The sequence below is a fragment of the Nonomuraea sp. 3N208 genome (assembly GCF_052245935.1).
In the GTDB taxonomy this organism is placed as follows: domain Bacteria; phylum Actinomycetota; class Actinomycetes; order Streptosporangiales; family Streptosporangiaceae; genus Nonomuraea.
Genome location: NZ_JBQQBR010000002.1, coordinates 24,816 through 51,105 on the forward strand (window position 1 = coordinate 24,816; position 26,290 = coordinate 51,105).

Sequence of the window (26,290 nt, forward strand, 5' to 3'; positions counted from 1 at the left end):
GACATGCTTCCCTTCACTAGTGCGTGACCAGGATCGTGACGCTTCTGGGGCCGGCCACCAGGTGTGACTGGTTGGCCAGCGGCGGCTCGGCGTCCGGCTCGAAGGCGTCCATCGGCGGGGCGGCGGCGGTGTCGGCGAACAGATGCCAGGTCTGCCCGCGGGGCGCATCGGGGAGCTCCAGCGTGTGCGGCTCCCAGTGGGCGTTGGCGGCCACGTACACGCAGTCGTCCCCGCCTCCGTCGAACATCGCGGCCAGCACCCGCGAGTGCGCCGACCAGTCCGGCGACCAGGCGCGCACGCCGTGCCAGTGCACCGAGGCAGGTGAGCCGCCCCGCAGCACCGGGTGCGCCCGGCGGAATGCGATGGCGCGCCGGGTGAAGCGGAACAGGTCGGCGTTCTCCTCCAGCAGCCGCCAGTCGAGCCACGTGAGCGGCCCGTCGTGGCAGTAGGCGTTGTTGTTGCCGCGCTGCGTGCGCCCGATCTCGTCGCCGGCCAGCAGCATCGGCACGCCCCGGCTGGCCAGCAGGAGCAGGAGCGCGTTGCGCTGCTGCCGGGCGCGCAGCGCCAGCACCGCCGGGTCGCCGGTGTCGCCTTCCTGCCCGCAGTTCCACGAGTGGTTGCCGTCGTCGCCGTCCCTGTTGCCCTCGCCGTTGGCCTCGTTGTGCTTGTGGTCGTACGAGACCAGGTCCCGCAGGGTGAACCCGTCGTGCGAGGTGACGAAGTTGACCGTGGCGGCAGTGCCGCGGCGGCTGTACATGTCGGGCGAGCCGATCATGCGGGTGGCCAGCTCCCCGGTGACGCCGAGATCGCCTTTGACGAACCTGCGCACCGTGTCGCGGTAGCGGCCGTTCCACTCCGACCACCTGCTGTAGTGCGGGAAGCTGCCCACCTGATAGAGCCCGGCCGCGTCCCAGGCCTCCGCGATCAGCTTGCGGTCGCGCAGCACCGGGTCGTAGGCCAGCGACTCCAGCAGCGGCGGGTTGTGCAGCAACTCACCGTCGGAACCCCGCCCGAGTATGGCCGCCAGGTCGAACCTGAACCCGTCCACGTGGCACTCGGCCGCCCAGTAACGCAGGCAGTCGAGCACGAACCCGCGCACCACCGGGTGGTTGCAGTTGAGCGTGTTGCCGGTGCCGCTGAAGTTGTAGTAGTAGCCGTCGGGCGTGAGCATGTAGTACGTGGCGTTGTCCAGCCCCTTGAAGCTGATCGACGGCCCGCGCTCATCACCCTCTGCCGTGTGGTTGAACACCACGTCGAGCAGCACCTCGATGCCCGCCCGGTGCATCTCCTTGACGAGGTGCTTGAACTCGTCGACCTGCATGTGCTCCCGGCCGGTGACCGCGTAGGACGCCTTCGGTGCGAAAAACCCGATCGGGCTGTATCCCCAGTAATTAGCCCCCGTGAACACGTTGTCGGTCTCGTCGAACTCGAACACCGGCATCAGCTCGACGCAGTTGACCCCTAGCTCCCGCAGGTAGGGAATCTTCTCCACCAGGCCCGCGTACGTGCCGGGCGCCGACACTCCCGAGGACGGATGCCTGGTGAACCCGCGCACGTGCAGCTCGTAGATCACCAGGTCGTCATGTGCCACGTGCGGCGGGCGGTCGTCCTCCCAGTCGAAGTCGTCGAGCGCGACCCGCGAGCGGTGCCGGTACGGTCCGTGGCCGGTCAGCATCCTGGCGTACGGATCGCTGAGCACGACGTCAGGGTCGAAGCGGTGGCCGCGCCACGGCAGGTGGGGTCCGTCCACGCGGTAGCCGTACTCCAAGCCCTCGACGTCGAGGCCGAACACGGTCATCGCGTAGACGCTGCCCACTCGGAACGACTCCGGGAAGGGCAGCTCGGCCATCGGCTCGGGCTCCCCCTCCCGGTAGAGCACCAGCGTCACGGACGTGGCGTGGTTGGAGTAGACAGAGAAGTTGACGCCCCCGGGCACCCGCGTGGCGCCGAACGGCAGCGACCGCCCCGCGCGCACGGGAAACCCGGCGATCCGCTGCGTGGGGTAGGCGTCGATCGGCTCCAGGATGGTCATACAGTCAACGCCTCCACGCCCTCTTCGATCGACTCCACTACGGTGAAGAACCCGAGGAAGCCCGTCGCGTCCATGATCGCCCGCACGTCGGGAGCCAGCCCGGTGAGCGCCAGGCGCACCGTGCTGCGCTGCGCCTGCCGATAGATCAGCAGCAGCACCCGCAGCCCGGCGCTGGACATGTACAGGGTGTGGCTCAGGTCCAGCACGACCTGGCCCTCCTCAGGGAAGAGAGCCTGCAGCTCCTGCTGGACGCGGGGCGCGGTCTCGCTGTCAAGACGGCCGTCCATGCTGATGACGGTGACCCTGCCGCGCAGCTGTTTCCGCAGGTTCATGGTCATGTCATTCCTCCACCGGAGCGAGGTGGGCGCGTACCGTCACTGCCGAGGCGGAGTCGGGCAGCTTGACGGTCATCGCCGCGGCGTCGAACAGCTGGTACGGCGAGCCGTCCACCTCCACCCAGTCCAGGCGCACCCTGCCGGGCGGGAGCGCGTCGGGCGAGACCCGCAGCACCCGGTCGCGGAACCCGTCCGGCCGCGGCTTGAACCACAGCGTCAGCGGCAGCCTGTCGATCAGGAGCCGCTGGTAGACGGTCGCCAGGAAGCACAGCTCGGCCGCGTGGCACATGCTCATGGAGTGGCTGCCCTTGAACCGCTCGTTGCCGAGCAGGTACGGGTAGCCGTTGGCGAGCACGTTGAAGTACACGCCGCCCTCGTCGTGGTCGAGGAAGAAGGCGCTGTAGAAGGCGGCCGACTCCCGCGCCCTGCGCAGGAACCCCTCCTCGCCGCTCAGTCCGGCCAGGATCTGGTAGGCGAGGATCGCCTGCTCCTGCTGCCACCAGGCCTTCCTGTCGTGCCAGACGAACCGGTGCACGTGCTGGCCCGGCGCGAGCCGGCGCTCGACGACGTCGTACCAGCCGCCGCGCTGCGGGTCGCTGCCGAGGGCCGGCATCTTCTCGCCGATCTCGGTGGCCAGCGTCCGGTAGCGGTCCTTGGGCCGGATCGACATCATCCGCATGAGGTTCCAGGCGATCTTGAGGTTGTGCCCCACCACCGCCCGGTCCTGCTGCCAGTGCCAGGTGGTGTCCGGCGTCCAGTCGGCGTGGAAACGCTCCTGCACGTAGGGGCTGTCCTTCCTGGGCATGTGCTCGACGATGAGATCGAACGTCTCCTCGAGCATGTCGGCGTGCCGGTCCTCGCCGGTGGCCAGGAGCAGGTTGATGAGGTAGGCGGGCGCGTGGTCGCCGACGGAGTTCCAGTTCTTCCTCGACCGGTTCGGGCCCAGCGACTCGTGATGCGGGTTGAGCAGGATCGGGTCGATGTGCGAGAAATACCCGCCCTTGTCGGGGTCGTGGAAGAACTTGGCGAACAGCCGCAGCGTGCCGTCGATGTCGGCGGCGATGCGCGGGTCGCCGGTCAGCCGGTAGAGCTGCGTGGGGCCGGCCAGGGCGTAGATCTGCTCGTACATCGGGATGGCGTCGTAGTCGTCGCCGAACTCCGAGGTGAACAGCTTGCGCTCGGTCCCGTCGCGCACGTCGATGCCGTGGTACCAGTACACGACGTCCTCGTCGCGGTCCACGAAGCGCATGTGCTCGCGCAGGTAGGCGGTGCCCTGCTCGGCCACCTCCAGGAAGTCCTCCTCGCCGGTGAGCATGTACGCCGAGGACATGCCGTACACCAGCCGGGAGATCGTGTCGGTCTCCTGCACATACCCGTCGGCCTTGTCGCCGCCCAGCCGCAGCATCGTCCGGTAGGCCGAGTAGTCGATCGGCCCGTCGGCCCCGAACTGGGCCTTGCGGTAGAACCGGCCCAGCTCGCGAATCTGCTTGACCCACCAGTCGGGCTGCTCGAAGGCGTATTGTCCCGGCTGCCTGCCGAGGAAGGTTAGCGCCTTGGCCTCGATCGTGTGGGAGCCGTTCTCGTAGTAGAAGATCCCCTTGACGAACACGTAGGTGCCCGGCGTGAGCAGCTGCTCCAGGTGTGCCGAGGCGTCCACGTACGGCTCGGCCAGGTTGCGCACGAACTCGGCCGAGGTGGTGCCGGTGAGGCGCACCCGCATCGGCCGCCCGTCGTTGGTACGCAGCCTGATCTCGCCGTGGTCGAAACCGGTGACGTAGCCGGCCACCAGGTCGGAGAAGGTGAAGTCGGGCCGGTAGGCCGTCTCGGCGGTCCCATCGGCCGCCACCAGATCGATGATCATGCGGGCGAAGGCGGCGCAGTGCTCGGCGGTGCGGCCGGTCACCAGGTCGCGGTCCACCACCACGTCCTGGTCGGTGTAGACGGCGCCCATGTTCCGCACGTCCGCGACCAGGTTGTTGTGGCAGGTCACGCGCCGGCCCTCGACCGCGCCGGCGATGGGCGCGGCCAGCCAGAGCCCGTGGCAGATGATCCCCTTGATGATCCGGCGGTCGTCGAAGGCGTCCTTCAGCAGCCGGACCGCGGGGGCGAGCTCGTGGACGTCCTCGCTGTAGCGCAACCGGTCCGACACCATCCCGGACGGCACGATCAGCACGTCGATCTCGCTCAGATCGGCGCGCTCCAGGTCGCCCGTCACGGTGAACGGCATCTTGTACTCGTGGCCGTGGAAGGTCAGCGAGTCCTGGCCCCACAACCGGGTGAGGAACTGGACTCGCGCCCCCTCCTCGGCGAAGCGCCGCTGGTAATAGTGCAACTCCTGCTCGACGAAGTCGCTCTCCATCAGGATCGCGACAGTGCGCCCGGCCAGTCGCTTCTCACGCACGATGTACCTCTCAGGTGGTAATCAGATCAACGAGGAACGGCCCCGGCGCCGCCAGCATCCGCTGGACCGCGGCCTCCACCTGGGCGGGCTTGCTCACCCTGACGCCGGGGACTCCCAGGCTCGCGGCCAGCCGCACGAAGTCGATCTCGGGGTGGGACAGGTCGAAGCCCTCGGGATGGGGGTGCGAGACGATGCCCCGCTCGCGCCAGTACTGCTCGAGGTTGTCGTCGAGCAACTGGTAGCGGCGGTTGTCACAGATCACGAACCGGGCGGCGACGCCGTACCTGACGGCGGTCCACAGGGCCTGGATGGTGTACATGCTGCCGCCGTCGCCGGTGAAGGCCACCACTTCGGCCTCGGGACGCGCCAGCTTGATCCCGATCGCGCCGGGAATGCCGACGCCCAGCGAGCCGCCCCTGGTCTGGAAGTAGGTGCCGGGGCGGCTCGGCGGCAGCTGCCTGAGCAGGGCGGGGGAGCCGGTTAACGCCTCGTCGAAGATCACCAGCTCGTCCGGGGCCCGGGCCGCCAGCTCGGCCGCGAACACGTCCATCAACGTCTCGCCGTACGGCTCGGCGGGCTCGCGGGCGGGCCCGGGGCGCGCCGGGCCGAGCAGGCCGGCCAGCGCCGCGAGGGTCGGCTTGGGGTCGGCGACGAGCGCGACGTCGACGGGGAAGTTCTTGGCGATCTCGTAGTCGTCCAGGTCGACGTGGACGATCGCGACCCCCTCCTGGAAGGGGCTGGTCAGCAGCGGGAACACCTCGGGGAAGAGGTACGTCCCTACCACGAGCACGGCGTCGGCCCCGGCCACCGCGGCGGCGCTGTGCTCGCCGAACATGTGCCCCAGGTCACCCCGGTAGAGCGGGTGCGTGGTGTCGATGTTCAGCTCCGAGGAGTTCACCGTCCACACCGGGGCGCCGAGCGCCTCGGCCGTCCTGGCCAGCTCCTCCTGGGCGCCGGACACCGCCACCCCGTCGCCGGCCAGCACCACCGGCCGGCGGGCGCCACGCAGCGCGGCCGCGGCCCGCTCCAGCTCCCCGGCGACCGGCAGCGTGGCCCGGCTGGGGATCGTGCTGGGCACGGCGGGCTCGTCGGTGTCCTCGTCGAGCACGTCCATCGGCAGGGCCACGAAGACCGGCCCGCGCGGCGGCGTCATCGCGGTCTTGATCGCGCGACGCAGCACCCGGAGCACCGAGCCCGGATGCGTCACCCTCATGGCCTGCTTGGTGACCGGGCGGGCCATCGCCACCAGGTCCACCGCCATCTGGCCGTCCAGCGCCTCGTACCGCACGCCGGCCTCGCCGGCGATCACCACCAGCGGCGAGTGGCCGCGCTTGGCCTGGTAGAGCAGGCCGACGCCGTTGCCGAGGCCGACCCCGCTGTGCAGCTGGACCAGCGCCGGGCCACCGGTGGCCCGCGCGTAGCCGTCGGCGATGCCGACCGCCGCGGACTCCTGCAGGGCCAGCACATACCTGAAGCCCGGCGTCTCCTCCAGCACGTCCAGGAAGCCCTGCTCCACCGTGCCCGGGTTGCCGACCATCAGCGTGAGGCCGTCGGCCGCGAACTGCTCGAAGATCGCCTTCTTGGCGGGACGGGCGGCCATGGGTCACCAGCCGTAGCGGCGCAGGCCGGACTCGAGCACCTCGACCAGCTTCTCGCCGGACAGGTAGGAGTCCGGGGTCGACCGGCCGGTCACGAAGGGATAGTCCACGATCACCGACGTCTCCTTGCCCACGTTGCCGTGGTAGCGGCCGTCGGGAGCGGTGGCGTCGCGCAGGATGTACTCCAGCGGATACGGCGGCGGCCCCATGTTGAAGTCGACGCCCAGGAAGCCGGTGCCGTCCTTGTAGTCGTACTCCTTGCAGTGGCCCGTCACGTGCTTACCCCGCAGGATGCTCGTGCGGTCCTCCCAGTCGCGGGCGAAGGCCAGGCAGGCGATGCCGTAACACTCGGCGAGCACCGGCTTGCCGGCCCGCACGAAGGCGAGGATCAGGTCGTGCACCCGCCCGTTGTTGGCCAGGTCCACGATCGGGCCGCTGCCGCCCACGATGACCAGCGCGTCGTACTGCTCGACGTCCCGGTCCAGCCGGCCGAGCTCCCGGTAGTAGCCCTCGACCTTCCTGAGATATCCGTCCTCGCTGTTGTAGGGCCGCTCGGGAATCCAGTCGGCCAGGCTGAGCGGCGCGTCCAACCGGTCCGACTCGTCCAGCTGTCTGGCCGCCACGGCCACTTCGGGCGTGGTCACCGAGCGGCCCAGCGGCGGGTCGATGTACCCCGGGTCGAGGCTGGGGGGCAGCGCCCGCGCCCGCTTGCCGGTGGGGGTGGCGAACACGCTCCGGTAGCCCTGCCGATCGAAGGCGGCCAGCGGGCCGACGAGTTCCTCTCCCCAATATCCGTACTCGGAGAGAATAATAAGAATGGTGCGCGTCATGCGTTAATTGGAGCAATAGGCGAGATTCGCGGACAAGGCCGGCCTGCCTATTCCGTCAAGTCAATGAAATTCACCCGCACTTCGTCAGGTGTCGGGGCACGGTCCCGGAAATGGCGGCAGAATGGTCGGCAGCCGATTCTGGAGGCTTGTGATGCCCGAGCAGCACCGGCCCGTTCTGCTGGCCGTCGACGACGACGACCACGTGCTCCGCGCGGTGCGGCGCGATCTGTCGCGCGCCTACCAGGAGCGCTACCGGGTGCTCGCGTCGAGGTCGCCGATCGAGGCCCTGCGCGTCCTCGACGCGCTGCGCGAGCGCGGCGAGGAGGCCGCGCTGATCCTGTCCGACCAGCGGATGCCCGAGATGACCGGGATCGAGTTCCTGGTGGAGGCCGGCCGGCGCTTCCCCGCGGCCCGCCGCGTACTGCTGACCGCCTACGCCGACACCAGTGTCGCCATCTCGGCGATCAACGAGGTGCGGCTCGACCACTACCTGGTCAAGCCGTGGGAGCCGCCGGAGGAGCGGCTCTATCCCGTGCTCGACGACCTGCTGTCGGACTGGGAGTCCGCCTACGAGCCGCCGTACCAGGGCATCCGGCTGGTCGGCCACCGCTTCGCACCGGCCACGCACCGGCTGCGCGACCTGCTCACCCGCTACCGGCTGCCGTTCAGGTTCGAGGAGGGGACGCCGGGCGACGCCTCGCTGCCCGAGGTGGTGCTGCCCGACGGGCGACGCCTGGCCCGCCCGGGGCACGGTGACGTGGTGGAGGCGCTCGGCCTGGCCATGGAGCTCAGCCACCCGCATTACGACGTGGCGATCGTCGGCGGAGGCCCGACGGGGCTGGCCGCGTCGGTCTACGCCTCTTCCGAGGGCATGACGACGTTGCTGATCGAGGCGTACGTGCCGGGCGGCCAGGCCGGCACGTCCAGCAGAATCGAAAACTACCTGGGCTTCCCCTCCGGCATCTCCGGCGTCGACCTGACCAGCCGCGCGATGGCCCAGGCACGCAGGTTCGGCGTGGACGTGCTCGCGCCCGTCGAGGCCGAGCGGCTGAGCCGGGACGGGCGGGCCTGCGTGCTGCGCCTGTCCGACGGCAAGGAGATCACCGCAGCCACCGTGCTGCTGTCCACCGGGCTCTCCTACCGCAGCCTCGACGCCGAGGGCGCGAGCCGCTTCGAAGGGGCGGGCATCTACTACGGCGCGGCGCTGACGGAGACCGAGTCCTGCGCCGGGCGGCACGTGTGGATCGTCGGCGGCGCCAACTCCGCGGGCCAGGCGGCACTGCACTTCGCCCGCCACGCCAGCCACGTCACCATGGTGGTGCGCGCCGGCAGCCTGGACAGCGGCATGTCCGCCTACCTCGTGGACGAGATCGCCGCGAACGGCGACATCACGGTCATGACCACCACCCGCGTGGTCGCGGCCGACGGCTCGGACCGGCTGAAGCGCATCACGCTGTGCGACACCGCGACGGGGAGGCTGACCACGCACGACGCCGAGCACGTCTTCGTCTTCATCGGCGCCCGCCCGCGCACCGAGTGGCTGGACGGCCTGGTGCGCAGGGACAGTCGCGGGTTTCTGCTGACCGGCCCGGACCTCGGTCCGGCCACCGAGCTACCCGCCTGGGACCTGCCGCGGCCGCCGCTGCTGCTGGAGACGAGCGTGCCCGGCGTGTTCGCGGCCGGAGACGCGCGCGCCGGCTCGATCAAGCGGCTGGCGTCGGGCGTCGGTGAGGGCGCGATGGCGGTGTCGATGATCCATCGCTATCACTCGGAGAGCTGAGACAGCGGGAGCCGGACCACGAAACGCGTGTCGCCGGGCCGCGAAGTCACCTCCATCGAGCCGCCGTGCCGCTGCGCCACGATGTCCATGCTGACGTGCAGCCCGAGGCCGGTTCCCTTGCCCAGGTCCTTGGTGGTGAAGAAGGGCTGGAACACCATCGGCAGCACGTCGGCGGGGATGCCGGGGCCGCTGTCGCGGAACTCCACCACGGCGTGGTCGCCCTCGCGCCTGGTGCTGATCGTCAGCTCGCCCTCGCCGCCCATGGCGTCCACGGCGTTGTCGATGAGGTTGGTCCAGACCTGGTTGAGCTCGCTGGGGAAGGCCCGGAGGTCGGGCAGGCCACCGTACTCGCGGCGCACGCGGACGTTGCGCAGCTTGGGCGCCATGAGGGCGAGCGTGGCCTCCAGCCCCTCGCGGAGGTCGGCCTCCCGCTCGGGAGCGCGGTCCAGGTTGGTATAGGAGGAGGTGCGCCGTACCAGCTCCACCACTCGCTCGGACGCCTCGGCGGCGTCGCCGGCGAGCGTCGCCGCCCGCAGCGCCGGCGCCAGGTACGCCAGCGCCGTGATCAGGACGCCGGGCCGCATCCCCGCGGCCAGCTCGTCGAGCGCGGCGCGGTCCACGCCGTGCTCGGCCAGGTCGTCGCAGAGCTCGGCGAGCTCGCCGAGGCCGCGTTCGCGTAGCCAGTCCGCGACGTCGTCGGCCGCTTCCGCCTCGGCCAGAGGGTCCCGCCCGCGCCTGGCCGGCGGGCCGAGACGGACGTCCTCGCTTCGCGGATCCGGCTCTGCCGGGTCGAGCCGCTCCTGGATCCGCTCCAGGAGCAGCAGTTCGGAGTGCTCGGCGGTGCGGCCCCACTCGACCGCGGCCGCGGCCAGCCGGGGCGCGAGGCCGCGTAGCTCACGCGTGGCCCGCACCGCTGCCGCGGCGGGGTTGTTCAGCTCGTGGGCCAGGCCCGCCGCCAGCATGCCCAGCCCCTCCAGCATGCGGCTGCGGCCGGCCTGACGCTCCATGGCGTTGATGCGCCCGGCCAGCACGGGCAGCAACATCCGGCACACCTGCGGGCAGCGCTCCAGCATGTCGAAGAACGCGCTCTTGTCGTAGACCACCACCCGCGCACCGGAGCTCGGCCCCACGGCCAGCGCGGTTGCCAGGTACTCGTCACTGGTGAGCAGTGGTAGCTCGCCGATGAACTGGTGCTCCAGCGTGTCGCCGACGTGCCGGGCGAGCACCTGCTCGCGGCCGCCGACCAGCTTGGAGACCACGATCTCGCCGTCCAGCAGGACGAAGAAGGCGTCCGCCGGCGCGCCCTCGACGAAGAGCACCTCCCCGTCGGAGAGGTCCTTGACCGTCCCCGTGCGCGCGAGCCAGTCGAGCTGCTCCCTGGACAACCCGGCGAACAGCTCGACGCCGGCGAGCCGGTCAGTCAGCCATGCGGGCGCAGGCACAGTTCCTCCTCCTGCCCGGCCAGGCCGCGCAGCTGCCGGTAGCCGTGGGCCACTGACACCAGCGTGACGTGGTGATGCCAGCCCTGATAGGAGCGGCCTTCGAAGTGCTGCAGGCCCGACTCGGCGGCGACCGCGTTCATGACGGCCGCCGCCCTGTTGCGCATCCTGACCAGCCCGGCCAGGTCCGGGACCCGGTTGCGCCCCAGGTCGGTGAGCCACATCGTCCGTGCCGGAGCTCGGCCCGATCGGGGACGCCAGTTCTGGCCCGGCCCGTGCGGGCGCGGGCCCACCTGCGCCGGCACCACGTGCAGTCGCGGCCTGGCCGGCTCCGGCACCGGGCGCGCGGGCAGGCCGGGCCCGGCGGCCGGCATGGTTCCGGGCGAGACCCGTACGAGATAGGGCAGTCCGCGCTCGGCGAGCCCGGCGAGCAGGAACTCCACGCCGGGCATCGCCCTGCCGTCCACCACGACGGGCGCGGGCGGCAGCCCCCAATCGAGCACCATCTCGTCGATGGCCTGGAGCAGGTGGCGCCAGTGCGGCCTGCTGCGCTCGTGCTCGGGCAGACGGGTCCGGCTACGCAGGCCGGCGTCGTCGTCCCACGAGCGGGGGAGCAGCAGCCGCCAATTCACGGGGCAGCCGCCCTCGTCTCCCACCATAACGACGGCCAGGCCGAGCTGGCAGTTCATGAGCCGCCCCGCCGAGGGGACGAACTGTCGCGCCACGCCCACCGACTTGGAGCCGTTCTTCGGGAACACCACCTCTTCCAGCACCCAGGCCTTCGGGCGGATGGCCTCGACGAGGAACTGGGCCAGGCGCTGCCGCACCGGTGCCCAGTCCCAGGGACTCTGGTTGATGAACTGTTGCAGGCACTGGTCGACAGGTTCCCCCACCACCTCGGTGGAGATCCGGCGAATCGACTTGCGGCCGGGGACCGAGATCAGTCCCTGGACGTAGACCTCGCCCCATCTGCGCTGGTCGGAGCGGAGGAAGGATGAGAATAGATCCTCGCAGAAAGGAGAGAGCCAAATCTCCCGTGTATCCAAATCCGAGTAGATGGCCATAGGACCAACCCCTATAAAATCCGAACGTCCCCCTTTCTTTCATTATGGAAATACGCCGGACGAGATGACAGGAGCGGTTTGTGCTGGCACTCTCAGTTCTATTTATGAGGACGGGCCGGCCGCGCCCGCGACGAAGTCGGCCGCACGCTCGCCGATCATCACGACCGTGGTGTGCGGATGCGCGCTGACCAGCGAGGGCATGACCGAGGCGTCGGCCACGCGCAGCCCCTCGACGCCGCGCACGCGCAGCATGGGGTCGACCACGGCCGCGTCGTCCGTGCCCATCCGGCAGGAGCCGGCGAAGTGGTAGTACGACCCGGTGTTGGCCTTCACCCAGGCGCGCAGCTCGTCGCGGGTGGTCACGTCGGGCCCCGGCGCCACCTCGGAGAGCCCCCAGCCGTCGGCGAACGCCTTGGTGCGGTAGACCTCCCTGGCGATCTCCACGACCGTGACCGTGCGCTCCAGGTCGTACGGGTCGCCGAAGTAGTTGGCGTTGATCCTCGGATAGGCGGTGGGGTCGGTCCCGGCCAGCCGTACCCATCCTCGCGAGACCGGTCCCATCAGGCCGGACAGGCTCAGGATCACGTGCGGGTCCACCAGCTCCCGCACCGGCGCGACCGGCTGGCCGGTCTGCACGCGGCGGATGACGTTGGCGAAGAACTTCTCGCCGAACGGCGCCCGGTGCACCAGCGCGATCTCCAGGTCAGGCACCTGCAGCCCCTCCTCCGACCCGCAGAACAACGCGACCTCGGTCACCTGGCCGCGCGGGTCGTCGCCGGGCTTGGCCATGTAGCCGATCGGCCCGATGACCAGAGGGTGGTCGTGGAAGTTGGCCCCGACGCCGGGCAGGTCGGCCACGACCGGGATGCCCAGGCCGGTCAGGTCGCCGGCCGGCCCCAGACCGGACAGCAGCAGCAGCTTGGGTGATTGGATCGCACCCGCGCACACCACGACCTCGGCCTCGGCCCGCGCCGTGCGCGTGGCGCCGTCGCGCACGTACTCCACGCCGACACAGCGCGTCCCCTCGAACAGCAGCCGGGCGGCCATGGCGGCGGTCAGCACGGTGAGGTTCGGCCGGCCGAGCGCGGGATCGAGATAGGCCTCGCGGGCGCCCCAGCGCCGCCCCTCCTTGATGTTCACGTGATGCCAGCCGGCGCCGGACAGGCCCGCGTTGAAGTCGTCCAGCCGCGGGTAACCAAGTTCGGCGCAGGCCTCGATGAACGTCTGCGAGACCGGGTTGCCCGTCTCGGCCGCGTCGGCCACGGTCATCGGGCCGCCCCTGCCGGCCAGCGGGTTGTGCCCGTCCCGCTGGTCTTCCAGTCGTTGCAGGTAGGGCAGCACGTCGTCGAAGGACCAGCCGGGACAGCCCCGGCGGGCCCAGCCGTCGTAGTCCTGCGGGCGGCCCCTGGTGTGCATCATGTGGTAGATGTTCGAGGTGCCGCCCAGGCCCCGGCCGGCGGCCGAGTAGACGCGTGTGCCGTCCAGGCCCGGCTGCGGCTCGCTCATGTACGCCCAGTCCAGGTCGGTCAGCAGGACCTCGTTCCACCGCCACGGCGTCGTGACCGCGTCGGTGACGGGCGCGTCGCCGGCCTCCAGAAGGAGCACGGAGGCGCCGGGATCCTCGCTGAGCCGGGCCGCGAGCACTGATCCGGCCGCGCCTGCGCCGATGACGATGTACCTGTAGCTGTCTGCCACGGTGGGCTCCTTCATGTGAGCAGGTCGGCCGCCCGCTCCCCGATCATGATGCTGGCGGCGGCGGTGTTGCCTGCGGGGATGGACGGCATGATCGAGGCGTCGGCCACGCGCAGCCGGTCGATGCCGTGCACGCACAGCGCTGGATCGACCACGGCCAGCGGGTCGCGCCCCATCCGGCAGGTGCCCACCGGGTGCCACACGGTGGTCGCGGTGGAGCGGACGTAGGAGGCCAGGTCGGCCGCGCGTCCCGGCGCGCTCTCGTGGTCGTGGAAGGAGCCCAGCGCGCCGGTGTGCGCCAGCTCCCTGCACAGCTCGATCCCGCGTACCAGCGCCGCGAGATCGGCCTGCTCCTCCAGGTAGCGGGGGTCGACGAGGGGCGGGTCCGCCGGGTCGGGCGAGCGCAGGGCCAGCGTTCCCCTGCTGCGCGGCCGGGCGAGCACCGGGGCGAAGGTGAAGACCGGGCCGTCCACGCGGTACTCGTCGGCCACGAACTGCACCGGCCCGAACAGCAGTTGCAGGTCGGTGTCGTCCGGCGGGAACATCCCCACCTCGGCCAGGAGCTCCGGCAGCGGCAGCTCGGACCGCGCGCGGTAGGCCACGCCGAGGATGACGTGGTCGTGCAGGTTGGCGCCGACGCCGGGCAGGTCGGCGACGACCGGGATCCCGTGCTCGCGGAGGGCCGCGGCCGGGCCGATCCCGGACAGGTGCAGCAGCTTGGGCGTCGCCAGCGCGCCGCAGGAGACGATCACCTCGGTGCTCGCCTCGGTGCGGTGGACGGCGCCGTCGCGCACGTACTCGACGCCCGTCGCCGTCGTGCCGTCCATCAGCACGCGGGTGGCCGTCGCGCCGGTCACGACGGTGAGGCGGGGGTGGCCGCGCAGCGGTTCGAGGTACGCGGACGCCGTGCTCGACCGCTGGGCGTCCTTGGTCCGGAAGGACTGGTAGGCGAACGTGCCCTCTTGCGCGGCGCCGTTGTAGTCCCAGTCCTCGCCACCGGGGAAGCCCAGCTCGCGGGCCGCCTCGAGGAAGGCGCGCGACACCTCCGACATCGCCGACAGGCGGGCGACCTTGAGCGGACCGTCCGCCCCGTGGTACGGCCCGGCGCCGTCCTCGTAGTCCTCGGCCCGCTTGAAGCAGGGAAGCACCTGGTCGTAAGCCCAGCCCTCGTTGCCTGCGGCGGCCCAGCCGTCGTAGTCGCGGCGGTTGCCCCGGACGTACAGCATGGCGTTGACCGAACTGCCGCCGCCCAGCACCTTGCCCTGCGGCAGCGGGATCGTCCGCCCGTTCAGCCCGGCCTGCGGGACCGTGACGTGCGGCCAGGTGACGGCCGGGTCCTGCCACAGCGAGGCCATGCCCGGGATGCCGGTCTGGCGGATGGCCGGCAGATCGGCCTCGCCGCCGGCCTCCAGCAGGAGCACGCGTGCCGTGGTGCGCTCGACCAGCCGGGCGGCGACCACCGCGCCGGCCGCGCCGCCGCCCACGACGACGTAGTCGTGGCCGGACATCAGCGGCTCTCCGGTCCGATGACCCAGTGCTCGGTGACGACCATCCGGTGCAGGTACCGCGCCTCGGCCAGCGTCTCCATGTCGGCCTTGACCTTGGCGAACTCCGGCGAGGCGAGCGCCGCGGCCAACGCGTCCCGGTCGTCGAACCACAGCAGGTGGGCGGCGTCGAGCACGGCCTCCCCGATGGCGTAGGCGCCGTCCTTGACGTGGCACTGGAGGTAACGGCGCAGGCCCGGCACCCGCGCGACCAGCTCGGCGTGGGCGCCGAGGCTGGCGCTGCGGAAGTCCGGCAGCGGCAGCCCTTCCTTCCGCTTGGCCAGCACGATGAGCTTCACGCCCTCCGGAGGGGCGAGCTCGGGCCCGGCGACCAGCTCGTGCGCGTCCGTGTCGAGCACGACCGTGCGCCAGAACGCCGCCCAGCGCGGCTCGTCCATCCGGGCGCCCTCCAGGAACTCGGGCGTCTGCAGCGACTCCAGCTGCTCCTTCTCGTCGCGCAGCCAGATCTCCGCGACGCCGCTCCACAGCGGCTCGCCCTCGTCGGGCCAGAACGGGATCCTGGTGTCGATGAGGTACTTCCTGATCTGCGGGATCTTGCCGGCGTACCTGACGGCGTGCACGTTCAGCCAGTACTGCTGGAATTCCTCCTCCGTCATTCCCGGCTTGGGCGCGGCGAAGATGAGTTGATGGATCACGGTGTTCTCCTCCGTCACTCGGTGTGTACGACGCTAGGAGCGCGGGTCCGCGGCGAGAAGGGAGCGCCGCGGCGTCGCGGTGACAAAGTCAAGTAAGGCGCGGCACTTGGCCAGGTGCCCTACGGAAGGGCGACCGACTGCGCGTGCCGGAAGACCTCGCGCGGGTCGTAGGCGGCCTTGACCTGCTGGAGCCGGGGGTAGTTGCCCTTGTAGTACAGCGTGTGCCAGGGCACGCCCGACCGGTTGAACGCGGGGTCGGTGATATCCGGGTCCGGATTGTTGACATAGCAGCCGTCGGCCTGGTCGCTGGGCACCGGGTAGCCGCCGGTGGCCGACCATACCGAGGCATACAGGTCGCGGAGCCAGCCGATGTTGGCGGCGTCGGCGGCCGGGTCCTGCCACTGGGTCTCGAACAGCGTCCAGAACGCGGCCTCGCGGTGCGCGAGCGCGGTCCTGGCGGGTGGGACGGCGTTGATCGCGCCGCCGCTGAACCCGGCCAGCGTCACCGCGGCGGCCGGGTTGGCGAAGTCCGTGCGGGTGAGCGCGTCGTACATCGCGCCCGCCTGCTCGGCCGTGTACGAGCGTTGTAGATATGCCGACTTGGACGAGCCGCGCAACGTCGGGTTGACGAAGGACGGGATGCTGGCCGCGATCAGTTTGACCGCGCGCAGCCACGGGAGCTTCTGGGGTGGCTGGGCCGCCACGGCCGCGTCGACGCCGAGTCCGGCGGTCAGGGCGCGGAGGTAGTCGTCGAGGAGCCGGCTCGCGCCGGAAGCGGTGGCGTCCACTTGGGTCAGCAGGAAGACGTTCCCACTGGAGCGGTGCGCCAGCGAGGCGACGCCGGACAGGATCCTGGCCGCCGACGTGGGGGCCGCATGCTGCTCGTACCAGGCGCCCCAGTTGGTGACGAGCGTGGCGAACTTCGCCCGGTCCAGCGTGCTCCACGGGATGCCGACGGCGCTGAGCAGCACGTCCTTGGGCGGGTTGACGAGCAGGCGGCCCGGGTCGGCGCCGCTCGTGCCCGGGGTGCGGAACCAGAACCGGGTGACGACGCCGAAGTTGCCGCCGCCACCGCCGGCGCAGGCCCACCACAGGTCGTGGTGGGGGTCGGCCGGGTCCCTCGAGGCGACCACGGCCCGCGCCCTGCCCGCGCGGTCCACGACCACGACCTCGACCGCCGCCAGATGGTCGATCACGGCCCCGAACTGCCTGGACAGGAAGCCGTACCCGCCGCCGGTGGCGTGGCCGCCGATGCCGACCGTCGGGCACATGCCCCCGGGGATGGTCACGCCCCACTTCTTGTACAGCGTGTCGTAGACGCCTGACAGCCGGGCGCCGCCCTCGACCGTGAACGCGTTGCGCTGCGTGTCGAAGTACACCTCGTCCAGCCCGGACAGGTCGATGACGACGTCCACGTCGGCGTTGAAGACGAACGGGGCCAGGCAGTGGCCGCCGGAGACCACCGAGATCCGCCTGCCCGCGTCCACCGCCTCCTGGACCGCGGCGACGACCTGGACGGTCGAGCTGACCACCCGGACGTAGTCGGGGGAGCCGACCCAGCGTTGGTTGTAGCCGACGGTCAGCTCCTGGTAGCGGGGGTCGCCGGGGTAGACGGTGACGGGCCCGGTGATCGACGCAGCGGCACGCGCGGGTGAGGCCGGCGCCGCCGCCACGCCCGCGACGAGCGCGGCGCCGCCCAGTAATCCTCGCCTTGACGGACCGTTCATGATCGCTCCCTCCCTAGGATTCGACGAGGCCCTGGCCCAGGTAGCCCCCAGAGCCGGGTGCTCCGGGCAGCGCGTAGTAGAAGCCGCCGCCCTCCGGCCGGGTGAACGCCTCCATCGGCTCGCCCTTCAGCCGCTCCTGGGCCTGCAGGAAGTTGGCCAGCCTGCGCTGGTAGCTGACGAACACCAGCCCCTGGTCGAGCAGGGCGTCGGCGTCGAGCCCGCGCGCGTAGTTGAAGCCCTTGCGCAGCATGCCCTTGTCTGGTCCGGCGGTGCGCGGGTTGGCCAGCCGGATGTGGGAGTCGAGCGGGGTGCGCTCGCCGTCGGGGTCCTCGGCGTACCTCGGCACGTCGGTCTCCTTCTCGCCGTCCAGCGGCGCGCCCGAGAGCTTGCGCCGTCCCATGACCCGTTCCTGGGCGTCGAGCGAGGTGCGGTCCCATTGCTCCACGAGGAGCCTGATCAGCCGGACGGCGACGTACGTGCCGCCCACGGCCCACTCCGGCTCGCCGTCGCCGGCACTCACCCACACCACCTGGTCCATCAGCGCCGGGTTGGCCGCGTCGGGGTTGCCCGTGCCGTCCTTGAAGCCGAGCAGGTTGCGGTTGCCCGTGGCGCCGGCCGTGGCGACCGGGTCCGGCCGCGCGAATCCGTCCTGTGACCAGGCGGGCCCGAGCGACCCGCCGGCCGCACGCGTGAGCCGGCGCAGCGCGTGCACGCACACGTCCGGGTGGTCGGCCTGGATCAGCACCAGCAGGTCCCCGTGGGTACGGGCGGGATCGAGCCGGTCGTTGGCCAGCACGCTCATCGGCACCAGCTCGGCGGGCCTGCGATCGGCGAGACCGTACCGGTCGTCGAACAGGGAAGCGCCGACGCTGAGCGTGACCAGCACCGGCTGCCTGCCCTGCCCGAGCAGGATCGCGCTGTCGGCAGGCGGTTGCCCGGAAGGGACGGGCTGGGGCTCGCGACCGGCCATCAGCGCGTCCATCTCGGCCGACAGCCTGCGTAGCGTGCCGGCCAGCGCGCGGCGGTCGCGGTCGCGGCAGTGGAAGGCGGCCACCAGGCAGGCCAGGGCCGGTCCGGTGAGGATCCCCGGCTGGTGCGCCGCCTTGAACGAGGCCGGCGCGACCTGGCCGTTCCCGGACGCGAGCAGGGCGTTGCCGTGCCGGGGCGAGTCGCTGTTCGTGGCCGCCACCAGTCCCGCGCCGCCGGCGGCGCCTGCGGCCAGCCCCGCCCCCACACCCAGGAACGACCGCCGCGAAGGCCCGCGCCCCAACTCGTCGCTCGCCCCTTCCCTATGGTTCCGAGGAGACATGTCGCATCCACTCCAGGTGATCGTCAGAACACCCTCATGGTGTCCCGGCCCCGGCGCGGACGGCGATGAAAAGAGCTGGACCCCGTTACCTCCGAGCGCCCGCCTCACGAAGAGCGCGGCCGACCTCACGAAGTACCGCCGCCACGACGCTCCTCTCATGTCCGGCTTCGAGGCGGCGGCTGATCGTCAAGATTCAAGTCGCAACGGCGCGGAGTCGAGGATCTCCAGCATCTTGGCTTCGGGAAGAACGGGGTTCTGGGCCGCCACCGGTGCGGTCCGCGGATCGGCGAACAAGGCCAGCACGCGGTCCACGGGCAGACGCGGATCGCTGGAGGCCGAGCTCAGGGGGAACTCTTCGCTGAGAGTTCGGATCAGGGCGGACGGGGCGGTCGGGTCGAGGACCGCGAGCAGGCGTGTCCTCGGGTCGGGTGAGGAGGCGACGCGGGCGGCCAGGCCGGCTCGGGGGAAGTTCGCGTGGTGCACCAGGTCGTACTTGGTAACGAACTCCGACTCGATGGTGGTCGAGAGCAGCAGTTCGCCGGGGGCGTCCGGGTGGTGCTCCGCGAGCAGGAGCCGGACGATGAAATCCGCGTCGGTGGCCAGTCGTGTCAGCAGGTCGGGCGGGAGGAACGGGCTGTAGGCGGCCGCGCGGCGCAGTCCCAGGTGGGCGGAGTCGGCGGCCTGCCGCATGAGTTGAAGATCGTCCAGGTGGCTGAACCACCAGGACGGAGGCCGGACGCGGTCGTGCGGGCCGACAGAGTAATCGATCGCGGCGCGTTCCTGCTCGGACAGGAGCGGGTTCATCGACGCGGCTAGCCGTATCGACGGATCCGGGTCGTGTCCGAGGAGGAGCAGGACGTCGTGCGGGACGTGACGGTTGGCGGCGACCGCGGCCCTGACACCAGCGTCGGGAGTGGCGGCCAGGTGGGCGAAGCGAGTCCGAGGCAGGGCGGCTGCGGACAGCAGGTCATCGTGACGCCAGGCCGGCACAGTTGGATCATCGAGGAGAGCCGCCGCGAGGTCGGGCCGGCACGGAGCCAGCCGCAGCGCGGCGGACCGACGTACGGCCGGATGCGGATCGTCAAGCAGGGCCTGCAAGAGATGGTCCGGCAGGCGGGGAGCCTGGGTCAGCGCCTGCCGAACCGCGGCGTCTTCGTCGGTGGCGAGCACCTCGTAGGCCGGGGCGGGAAGCGTCAGGGCGTGGCGCGCCGCGTCGGTGTCGCCCGCGGCGAGCGTCGCCCGGACGGCAGGATCGGAGTCGTGGACCATGCGTGCTCGCTGTTCGTCGGGCACATACGGGTTCTCGGCAAGGATCCGCCTGATCTTCGGGCGGGGATGGGCCGCCATCGTGTCGACGAGCTCGCCCGGCAGGTGCCTGCGGAAGAGGAATTCGACGGCGGCGTCGGTGTCGAGCAGTCGGACGAGAATGTGCGCGGGCGCACCCGGGTTGCGAGCGAGCCCGTGCAGGGGTGTGGGATACACAGTCCCATTGTTGGTTGTGTGCGGAAGCTACTTAGCTAGAAGGCGGAGATCAACTGCCGGCACGCTCCCGATCATTTGGAGACCATACTGGCTCGCATGGAGGGCGAGACGGACACGACGGAGGACGGCGTAAGACTCTGGGCGGTAGTCGACACGGTGGCCGGGGTCGGCGAGGAGGCCGCCCAATACGCGGAGCTGGCCGGCCGCCCGCTGGGCCGGGTCGTCTCGGTGAACGAGGACGTCGAGGGCGGGGTCATTGCCTTTCACCGGTCCCACAGGGCGCTGATCGGCAGCGCGGTCAGCCGGTCGCCGAAGGCGAGTGAGCGCTTCCCGGTGTAGAGCACGAATCCGTGGACGAATTGATCGCCTAGAGCGTCCCTGAGGGTCGTCAAGCCCTTGAAGTCCTTGAGGTCCACGGCATCGGTGGCTTTGGCCTCCACCCCGATCACCCGGCCGTTGGTCCGCTCGATCACCAGGTCGACCTCGGCTCCCTGGCTGAGGCGCCAGTGAAAGAGATTCATCCGGTACGGCGCCCATGTCGCTTGCTTGGCCAGCTCATTGGCGATGAAGGTCTCCACGAGCGCCCCGCGGGCGGGCGCCACGCGTGCAGACAACCCTTCGGCGTCCACGGACAGCAAGTACGCGGCCAGCCCGGTGTCGGTGATGTGCATCTTGGGGCGGCGGACGGCCCTGGCGTTGAGATTGCGCGACCAGGCGGGCAGCGACTGCACGAGGAAAACCGTTTCTAGAAGGCCTAGGTAGCGACTGACCGTGGTGCGGTGGAGCCCGAGATCGCTGGCGGTCTTGACGACGTTGAGCTCCTGAGCGGTGGAAGCTGCGACAAGTCTCAGAAGCTGCCGCAGGTTGCTGGGCTCATCGATCTTCGCCATCTCTCGAATGTCGGTGTCGATGATGGACTGCGCGTAGGCGCTGTACCACTCGCCGCGGGCCAGTTCCGACCGCATCGCCATGACTTCGGGATAGAAGCCCCGGGCGATGAGATCGAAGTATTCCGCCCTGCCGTACGAGCTCGGTGCCGTCGTCCTGAAGGCCTCGGGCTCCTCGAATGCTCTCTCGAGAAAGGACGTGTCGCCGCCCGCGAGCTCCTGCTGCGCGAAGGGCCAGACCTCAATGATGCTCGCACGTCCGGCCAGAGATTCGCTCAGCGACGGAGTCGCAAGAAACCTGGTCGATCCTGCGAGTACGAACTGCCCGCGTTCCGCTGAGCGGTCCACGGCCGATTTGATCGCCAGCACGAGGTCGTCACCGCCCCGCTGGATCTCGTCGATCATCATCGGCTTGGGCCCGTCGGCTACGAACACCTCTGGATCGGCATGCGCGGCGGCGCGGAGCGTGCCATCGTCCAATGTCAGGTACGTGCCGCCACGACAAGCCTCAAGTTGCCGCAGGAGTGTGGTCTTCCCGGACTGGCGAGGCCCGTTGATGATCACCACTCTGAAGGCCGCCAGGAACTCCACTGCATGATCGACAATGCGCCTTGGCACAAGATCCACGAGCACCCCCGTCTGTAGAACCGACATTCTACGGAAGCGGAACCGACATTTCACGGCCCTTCTAACCGACATAGTTGAACCGGAGCGCCGACATTTGGCGAGGACTTGAGCCGACATACTTGGCAGACACCAGTCCCAGCTCTGGACAGCCGATCGACGGAGTAAGTGCACGACGGCGTGCCGGTGCGCCGCCCGTGCGAAACCACAGCAGTGCCCGGTCGTCGCCCGACGAGATCGGCTCCCGATGACCTGGAGACCATACTGGCTCCCATGGAGCGCGAGACGGTCACGACGGAAGACGGCGTACGACTCTGGGCGGCGCGGAGCGGCCACGGCGCCCCTGTGGTCTTCTGCCACGGCGGTCCCGGCCTGTGGGATTACTTCGAAGATGTGGCCGCGCTTCTGGCCGGCGTCGCCACCGTATACCGCTGGGACCAGCGCGGCTGCGGCCGCTCGGAGCGGCGCGGCCCGTACTCGATGGCCCGATCGGCAGCCGACCTCGACGCCGTACGGCGGCATTTCGGCCTGAAGGCGATGGCACTCCTCGGCCACTCCTGGGGTGCCCAGCTGGCCCTGCGGTACACGCTGGACCATCCCGACCGGGTCCGCGCGCTCGTCTACGTCTCCGGCACGGGCATCGACCCGAAGGCCACCTGGCGGGAGGAGTACGTCCGCAATCTCCGCAGCATGCTGGGAGAGCACGTGGACCGCTGGGAGGAGTTGCAGAAGCATGATCGCGGGCCCGAGGAGGACCGGGAGTTCGCGGTGCTGCAATGGTCGGCCGACTTCGCCGACCGGGCGCGTGCGCTGGAGCACGCCGAGCGCATGGCGACGCCGTGGCTCGGGGTCAACTTCGAGTGCAACGCCACCATCAACGCTCAGGACAAGCGCCACTGGGGCACTCCCGAGCTGCGGGCACGGTGCGAGTCCCTCCAGGTCCCCACACTGATCGTCGACGGAGCCCAGGACATCCGGCCGCGCCGGTCGGTGGATTCCCTGGAACGGGCGCTGCCCCGCGTGTCCCGCGTGGCCCTTCCGCAGGCCAGCCACGTGCCCTGGGTCGATGACCCGGACGGCTTCCGGACGGCGGTGACCGCGTTTTTGGCAGACCGGCTGTGATGGGCGTGCGGCTCGCTCACTGACGGCTGTCGTACCCCCGGCGGGCCGCCGTGATGACCGGCGCGGCACGACGGGCCCAGGCCGTGAGCGCCTCCAACGGCTCGCGGATGTCCTCGATCAAAGGCGTGGTGGCGTACTCGACGCGCGGCGGCGAGTCCGGATAGACGGTGCGCGTGACGAGCCCGTTGCGTTCCAGGTCGCGCAGGCTCACGGTCAGCATGCGGCGGCTGATCCCTGGGATAGCCCGCTCCAGCTGGGTGAACCTGCGCGGGCCGTCGCCCAGTTCCACCAGCACCTGGGCGCTCCACTTGCCGCCGATCAAGGCCAGCACCTCAGGCAAGGGGCATTCGTCGGGGCCGCCCGCTTCGCTCCCGGCCGCAAGCTGGTCTGTTACCGCGGTGTTCCGTTGCGACAAGAAAGTGCCTCCTTCCGGCCCGTCCGATCATGCTCCACGATAGGTCCCGTTACAAGTCGTAACGTTCCTGCGTACAAGCCTTTTGGAGGACGTGTGCCCACTGCCCGCAGCAACGGTTTCAAGATCTCCTATGAGGTCGCCGGCGACGGCCCGCCGCTGGTGCTCCACCCCGGAATGTTCCAGGACGGAGCACATTGGACCCACAGCGGTTACACCTCGTCCCTGACGCCTGCGTACACGGTGATCGCCATCGACCCGCTGGGGCTGGGCGCCAGCGACGCGCCGCGCGCGGCCGAGGCGTACGCGCTGGAACGGCGCGTCGCGTCCGTGACGGCCGTGCTCGACGACGTGGGCGCCGGCCGTGCCGCGTTCTGGGGCTACTCGCTGGGCGCCATGACCGGTTACGCGGTCGCCGCGCTGGCGCCAGACCGCCTGACCTGCCTGGTGGCCGGCGCCTGGGATCCCATCGACGGCTTCCGCTCGGCGATCGAGCCCACGCTGCGGCAATTGGGCCTGTGCGCCGACACCGACCCCTACACCTTGATCAAACAGGGCGCCGCCACCGACCCCTACCAGGCCGCCCTGATCGACTCCGGCGATCCAGGAGCCTTCCGCGCCAACTACGAGGCGTTCTCCCACGAGCCTGGTCTGCACGCCGGGCTGGCCGCCTCCGGCGTGCCCATGCTGCTGTACGCGGGCACGGCGGATGCATGGCACGACCCGATGCGCACCTTCGCCGACCGCACCGGTGTTGCGGCTTTCTTCTCCTTGCCCGATGCCGATCACAAGGGGGGCTGGGACAGGTCCAGAGACGTGCTTCCCCAGGTGCTGCCATTCCTGGCCGCCAACACCTGACCACGCACTATCTAGCCCCAGGACAGCAGTTGCGATGACATGCGATCATCTGCGCCATGACGTCCTTCCCCGATCAGGGCACCCGCCTGTTTGGCGCTTTCGGCTTCAGCGTCGTATGTGTGGCGGCCCTCACCGGCTACGGGCTGTTGGCTTGGAGCCTCTGGAAGTTGGAGTGGCTAACCACGGAGCTGATCAACGGAGGCGGCATCGCGGCCGTGGCTCTTCCTGCCGCTGGCATGGCTGTGGGGCGAGCGGTCTCGGCAGGGCGACCTCGTGACGTGCGAATCTTCGCAGTTGCGGCGGGCGCGGCCCTCGGTGCGGTGTGCCTGCTTGTCGGCTCGGTTGGCTACGTCATGTTCTCGTTGTTTGGGAACCTGTAGGGCCTTCGCTTCTCCTGATGGGATGGCTCCTTCCAGCAGCCACCGCTTCGAGCTGGCGGTCGCTCAGATGGTCGAGCTGCTCGGCAAGAACCCCGTCCACCTGAACAGCCCTGAGCCGCGGCACCAGCTAGTGTCCCGCGCGCCGTCAGAGCCCGAGATCGTCCAATTCTTTCAGTAGCGTGGCCCGAGAGTTCGGGTCAGGGGACGCCGTTGCGGGCCGGGGGCGGCCGCGGTCGCGGAACAACCAGCCGCCCAGCAGACCCCCGAGGAAGCCGAACACGTGAGCCTGCCAGCCGATGCCCTCCTGGGGCAGCAATCCGGCGAACTGATAGGCGCTCGGGGGAGGTGGGCTCCCCCGTGAGAGGAGCCCGGAGCCCAGTCGCGCGTAGCGCGTCCCCTGCGGAGGTCCATGCGGTTGGGCGGGGGATATGGAGATAAATCGGCCTATGGGAGGGCGAGCATGCGGTCCAGGGCGACCTTGGCCCAGTGTGTCGTGTCCTCGTCCACCGTGATCTGGTTCACGACCTCACCCAGAACCAGCGATTCCAGGGCCCACACCAAATGGGGGAGGTCGATCCTGTTCATCGTGGAGCAGTAGCAGACCGTCCGGTCCAGGAACGAGACGTTCTTGTCGGGGAATCTCTGGGCCAGACGCTTCACCAGGTTCAGTTCCGTGCCGATCGCCCAGCTCGAGCCGGCGGGAGCCGCCTCCAGCTTTTTGATGATGTATTCCGTCGAGCCCACGTAGTCGGCCTTGAGCACGACGTCGTGGCGGCACTCCGGGTGCACGAGGACGTTCACGCCGGGGATGCGGGCGCGTACGTCGTCCACCGAGTCGGCCGTGAAGCGGCCGTGCACCGAGCAGTGGCCGCGCCAAAGGATCATCCTGGCACGCTCCAGCTGCTCCTGGGTGAGGCCGCCGTTCGGGCGGTGCGGGTTCCAGACCACGCAGTCGTCCAGGGACATGCCCATCTCCAGCACCGCCGTGTTGCGGCCCAGGTGCTGGTCCGGCAGGAACAGCACCTTCTCGCCCTGCTCGAACGCCCAGTCCAGGGCCCGGCGGGCATTGGAGGAGGTGCAGACGGCGCCGCCGTTGCGGCCGCAGAAGGCCTTGATGTCGGCGCTGGAGTTCATGTATGTGACCGGGATCACCTGATCGGCCAGACCGGCGTCCTCCAGGGCCTCCCAGCACTCCTCGACCTGGTCGAACGTGGCCATGTCGGCCATGGAGCACCCGGCCGCCAGGTCGGGAAGTATCACCTTCTGGTCATCGCCTGTGAGGATGTCGGCGGACTCGGCCATGAAGTGCACGCCGCAGAAGACGATGTACTCCGCCTCCGGCCGCGCCGCCGCCTGCTGGGCGAGCTTGAACGAGTCGCCCGTCACGTCGGCGAACTGGATGACCTCGTCGCGCTGGTAGTGGTGGCCGAGCACGAACAGGCGCTCGCCGAGCGCCTCCTTGGCCTTGCGGGCACGTTCGACCAGACCGGGGTCGGACGCGGGCGGCAGCTCGCCCGGGCAGTCGACCCCCTTCTCGCTGTGCGGATCGGCGTCCCGGCCGAGGACGTAGAGCGGCAGCCCAGTCTGGGTGGCCATGGCCATACCCCCTTATCGTCGAATTGACGATACTCATGATGACACACGGACGGCCCTGCTTTATTCCGGGGTGGGGGCCCGGGAATGTGTGGCATCGGCCAGGTGTTGGTAGCGTCATTAGTAGGACGTCGAAAACAGACAGCCGGGTTAGGGAGTCGCAGATGACGGTTGAGAGCAGCGAGACCACGACGCAGGGCCTGATCCTGACTGACGCGGCCGCCGCCAAGGTCAAGAGCCTGCTGGAACAGCAGGGTGAAGAGGGTCTGCAGCTGCGGGTCGCCGTGCAGCCGGGTGGTTGCTCCGGCCTGCGCTACCAGCTCTTCTTCGATGACCGTTCGATGGACGGCGACGTGGTGTCGGACTTCGGCGGTGTCAGCGTGGTCACCGACCGGATGAGCGCTCCTTACCTGATGGGCGCCTCGATCGACTTCGTCGACACCATCGAGAAGCAGGGCTTCACGATCGACAACCCCAACGCCACCGGCTCGTGCGCCTGTGGCGACTCGTTCAACTAGTCGTAGG

Annotated in this window: 23 protein-coding genes; 7 read left to right on the forward strand and 16 right to left on the reverse strand. The window is 70.1% G+C overall.

Going from position 1 to position 26,290, the window contains the following annotated elements:
* Positions 1–16: 16 nt before the first annotated feature.
* From ACTWPT_RS02490 to ACTWPT_RS02510, 5 genes are read right to left on the reverse strand one after another with little or no spacing between them, the layout of a single operon-like run.
* Positions 17–2,032 carry a glycogen debranching protein gene (locus ACTWPT_RS02490; protein ID WP_443175561.1) on the reverse strand — a complete coding sequence of 672 codons (2,016 nt, stop codon included), beginning with the start codon at positions 2,030–2,032 and terminating at the stop codon, positions 17–19.
* Positions 2,029–2,370, reverse strand: coding sequence for an STAS domain-containing protein (locus ACTWPT_RS02495; RefSeq protein WP_443175562.1), 342 nt, complete (start codon positions 2,368–2,370; stop codon positions 2,029–2,031). Before ACTWPT_RS02495 ends, ACTWPT_RS02490 begins: the two co-directional genes overlap by 4 nt.
* Position 2,371: 1 nt before the next feature.
* Positions 2,372–4,768 carry a DJ-1/PfpI family protein gene (locus ACTWPT_RS02500; RefSeq protein ID WP_443175563.1) on the reverse strand — a complete coding sequence of 799 codons (2,397 nt, stop codon included), beginning with the start codon at positions 4,766–4,768 and terminating at the stop codon, positions 2,372–2,374.
* A 10-nt stretch (positions 4,769–4,778) separates the two neighbouring features.
* On the reverse strand, positions 4,779–6,368 hold the full coding sequence (locus ACTWPT_RS02505; protein WP_443175564.1) for a thiamine pyrophosphate-binding protein: 1,590 nt from the start codon (positions 6,366–6,368) through the stop codon (positions 4,779–4,781).
* 3 nt (positions 6,369–6,371) lie between these two features.
* Positions 6,372–7,196, reverse strand: coding sequence for a type 1 glutamine amidotransferase domain-containing protein (locus ACTWPT_RS02510; protein WP_443175565.1), 825 nt, complete (start codon positions 7,194–7,196; stop codon positions 6,372–6,374).
* Between the two features lie 151 nt (positions 7,197–7,347).
* On the opposite strand from ACTWPT_RS02510, the gene ACTWPT_RS02515 reads away from it, so the two are divergent.
* Positions 7,348–8,976, forward strand: coding sequence for an FAD-dependent oxidoreductase (locus ACTWPT_RS02515; protein ID WP_443175566.1), 1,629 nt, complete (start codon positions 7,348–7,350; stop codon positions 8,974–8,976).
* Here the strand turns inward: ACTWPT_RS02515 and ACTWPT_RS02520 are convergent.
* From ACTWPT_RS02520 to ACTWPT_RS02555, 8 genes are all read right to left on the reverse strand, one after another.
* The gene (locus tag ACTWPT_RS02520; RefSeq protein ID WP_443175567.1) at positions 8,961–10,418 is read right to left on the reverse strand and encodes an ATP-binding protein; all 1,458 of its coding nucleotides are present in this window, start codon (positions 10,416–10,418) and stop codon (positions 8,961–8,963) included. The two genes, ACTWPT_RS02515 and ACTWPT_RS02520, sit on opposite strands and share 16 nt — an antisense overlap.
* On the reverse strand, positions 10,397–11,479 hold the full coding sequence (locus ACTWPT_RS02525) for an IS701 family transposase (protein WP_443175568.1): 1,083 nt from the start codon (positions 11,477–11,479) through the stop codon (positions 10,397–10,399). Before ACTWPT_RS02525 ends, ACTWPT_RS02520 begins: the two co-directional genes overlap by 22 nt.
* A 102-nt stretch (positions 11,480–11,581) precedes the next feature.
* Positions 11,582–13,174 carry a GMC family oxidoreductase gene (locus tag ACTWPT_RS02530; protein ID WP_443175569.1) on the reverse strand — a complete coding sequence of 531 codons (1,593 nt, stop codon included), beginning with the start codon at positions 13,172–13,174 and terminating at the stop codon, positions 11,582–11,584.
* Between the two features lie 11 nt (positions 13,175–13,185).
* Positions 13,186–14,679, reverse strand: a complete 1,494-nt coding sequence (locus ACTWPT_RS02535; RefSeq protein ID WP_443175570.1) for a GMC family oxidoreductase — start codon at positions 14,677–14,679, stop codon at positions 13,186–13,188.
* Positions 14,679–15,371 carry an EthD domain-containing protein gene (locus ACTWPT_RS02540; RefSeq protein ID WP_443175571.1) on the reverse strand — a complete coding sequence of 231 codons (693 nt, stop codon included), beginning with the start codon at positions 15,369–15,371 and terminating at the stop codon, positions 14,679–14,681. The genes ACTWPT_RS02535 and ACTWPT_RS02540 overlap by 1 nt, the downstream gene beginning before the upstream one ends.
* A 119-nt stretch (positions 15,372–15,490) precedes the next feature.
* Entirely contained in the window at positions 15,491–17,098 is a 1,608-nt protein-coding gene (locus tag ACTWPT_RS02545; RefSeq protein WP_443175572.1) for an FAD-binding oxidoreductase, read from the reverse strand.
* Between the two features lie 13 nt (positions 17,099–17,111).
* Positions 17,112–18,407, reverse strand: coding sequence for a Dyp-type peroxidase (locus ACTWPT_RS02550; RefSeq protein WP_443175573.1), 1,296 nt, complete (start codon positions 18,405–18,407; stop codon positions 17,112–17,114).
* Between the two features lie 186 nt (positions 18,408–18,593).
* Complete coding sequence (locus ACTWPT_RS02555) at positions 18,594–19,889, reverse strand: hypothetical protein (RefSeq protein ID WP_443175574.1); 1,296 nt, start codon at positions 19,887–19,889, stop codon at positions 18,594–18,596.
* Between the two features lie 96 nt (positions 19,890–19,985).
* On the opposite strand from ACTWPT_RS02555, the gene ACTWPT_RS02560 reads away from it, so the two are divergent.
* The gene (locus ACTWPT_RS02560) at positions 19,986–20,228 is read left to right on the forward strand and encodes a hypothetical protein (protein ID WP_443175575.1); all 243 of its coding nucleotides are present in this window, start codon (positions 19,986–19,988) and stop codon (positions 20,226–20,228) included.
* Here the strand turns inward: ACTWPT_RS02560 and ACTWPT_RS02565 are convergent.
* Positions 20,153–21,394 carry an ATP-binding protein gene (locus tag ACTWPT_RS02565; RefSeq protein ID WP_443175576.1) on the reverse strand — a complete coding sequence of 414 codons (1,242 nt, stop codon included), beginning with the start codon at positions 21,392–21,394 and terminating at the stop codon, positions 20,153–20,155. The genes ACTWPT_RS02560 and ACTWPT_RS02565 overlap by 76 nt on opposite strands.
* 279 nt (positions 21,395–21,673) lie before the next feature.
* Between ACTWPT_RS02565 and ACTWPT_RS02570 the strand changes: the two genes are divergently transcribed.
* A complete protein-coding gene (locus ACTWPT_RS02570) occupies positions 21,674–22,522 on the forward strand; it encodes an alpha/beta fold hydrolase (protein WP_443175577.1) in 849 nt (282 codons plus the stop codon).
* Positions 22,523–22,538: 16 nt separating this feature from the next.
* On the opposite strand, the gene ACTWPT_RS02575 is transcribed toward ACTWPT_RS02570, so the two are convergent.
* Positions 22,539–22,937: a winged helix-turn-helix transcriptional regulator gene (locus ACTWPT_RS02575; protein ID WP_443175578.1), complete on the reverse strand. Its 399-nt coding sequence runs from the start codon at positions 22,935–22,937 to the stop codon at positions 22,539–22,541.
* A 93-nt stretch (positions 22,938–23,030) separates the two neighbouring features.
* Between ACTWPT_RS02575 and ACTWPT_RS02580 the strand changes: the two genes are divergently transcribed.
* Genes ACTWPT_RS02580 through ACTWPT_RS02590 form a run of 3 tightly spaced genes read left to right on the forward strand, consistent with a single transcriptional unit; the run spans position 23,031 to position 24,350 of the window.
* On the forward strand, positions 23,031–23,792 hold the full coding sequence (locus ACTWPT_RS02580; protein WP_443175579.1) for an alpha/beta fold hydrolase: 762 nt from the start codon (positions 23,031–23,033) through the stop codon (positions 23,790–23,792).
* Between the two features lie 56 nt (positions 23,793–23,848).
* Positions 23,849–24,172 carry a hypothetical protein gene (locus tag ACTWPT_RS02585; protein WP_443175580.1) on the forward strand — a complete coding sequence of 108 codons (324 nt, stop codon included), beginning with the start codon at positions 23,849–23,851 and terminating at the stop codon, positions 24,170–24,172.
* 22 nt (positions 24,173–24,194) lie between these two features.
* A complete protein-coding gene (locus ACTWPT_RS02590) occupies positions 24,195–24,350 on the forward strand; it encodes a hypothetical protein (protein ID WP_443175581.1) in 156 nt (51 codons plus the stop codon).
* A gap of 266 nt (positions 24,351–24,616) precedes the next feature.
* Here the strand turns inward: ACTWPT_RS02590 and nadA are convergent, their stop codons facing one another.
* Positions 24,617–25,774 carry a quinolinate synthase NadA gene (gene nadA, locus ACTWPT_RS02595; RefSeq protein ID WP_443175582.1) on the reverse strand — a complete coding sequence of 386 codons (1,158 nt, stop codon included), beginning with the start codon at positions 25,772–25,774 and terminating at the stop codon, positions 24,617–24,619.
* A gap of 155 nt (positions 25,775–25,929) precedes the next feature.
* Here nadA and erpA point away from each other — a divergent pair, with 155 nt between their 5' ends.
* Positions 25,930–26,283: an iron-sulfur cluster insertion protein ErpA gene (gene erpA, locus ACTWPT_RS02600; protein WP_090930529.1), complete on the forward strand. Its 354-nt coding sequence runs from the start codon at positions 25,930–25,932 to the stop codon at positions 26,281–26,283.
* Positions 26,284–26,290: the final 7 nt, after the last annotated feature.

Coding starts and splice junctions, on each gene's coding strand:
- ACTWPT_RS02490 (WP_443175561.1), bottom strand. CDS start 2,032: ATGACCATCCTGGAGCCGATCGACGCCTACCCCACGCAGCGGATCGCC.
- ACTWPT_RS02495 (WP_443175562.1), bottom strand. CDS start 2,370: ATGACCATGAACCTGCGGAAACAGCTGCGCGGCAGGGTCACCGTCATC.
- ACTWPT_RS02505 (WP_443175564.1), bottom strand. CDS start 6,368: ATGGCCGCCCGTCCCGCCAAGAAGGCGATCTTCGAGCAGTTCGCGGCC.
- ACTWPT_RS02510 (WP_443175565.1), bottom strand. CDS start 7,196: ATGACGCGCACCATTCTTATTATTCTCTCCGAGTACGGATATTGGGGA.
- ACTWPT_RS02515 (WP_443175566.1), top strand. CDS start 7,348: ATGCCCGAGCAGCACCGGCCCGTTCTGCTGGCCGTCGACGACGACGAC.
- ACTWPT_RS02525 (WP_443175568.1), bottom strand. CDS start 11,479: ATGGCCATCTACTCGGATTTGGATACACGGGAGATTTGGCTCTCTCCT.
- ACTWPT_RS02535 (WP_443175570.1), bottom strand. CDS start 14,679: ATGTCCGGCCACGACTACGTCGTCGTGGGCGGCGGCGCGGCCGGCGCG.
- ACTWPT_RS02545 (WP_443175572.1), bottom strand. CDS start 17,098: ATGAACGGTCCGTCAAGGCGAGGATTACTGGGCGGCGCCGCGCTCGTC.
- ACTWPT_RS02550 (WP_443175573.1), bottom strand. CDS start 18,407: ATGTCTCCTCGGAACCATAGGGAAGGGGCGAGCGACGAGTTGGGGCGC.
- ACTWPT_RS02560 (WP_443175575.1), top strand. CDS start 19,986: ATGGAGGGCGAGACGGACACGACGGAGGACGGCGTAAGACTCTGGGCG.
- ACTWPT_RS02570 (WP_443175577.1), top strand. CDS start 21,674: ATGGAGCGCGAGACGGTCACGACGGAAGACGGCGTACGACTCTGGGCG.
- ACTWPT_RS02585 (WP_443175580.1), top strand. CDS start 23,849: ATGACGTCCTTCCCCGATCAGGGCACCCGCCTGTTTGGCGCTTTCGGC.
- ACTWPT_RS02590 (WP_443175581.1), top strand. CDS start 24,195: ATGGCTCCTTCCAGCAGCCACCGCTTCGAGCTGGCGGTCGCTCAGATG.
- nadA (WP_443175582.1), bottom strand. CDS start 25,774: ATGGCCATGGCCACCCAGACTGGGCTGCCGCTCTACGTCCTCGGCCGG.
- erpA (WP_090930529.1), top strand. CDS start 25,930: ATGACGGTTGAGAGCAGCGAGACCACGACGCAGGGCCTGATCCTGACT.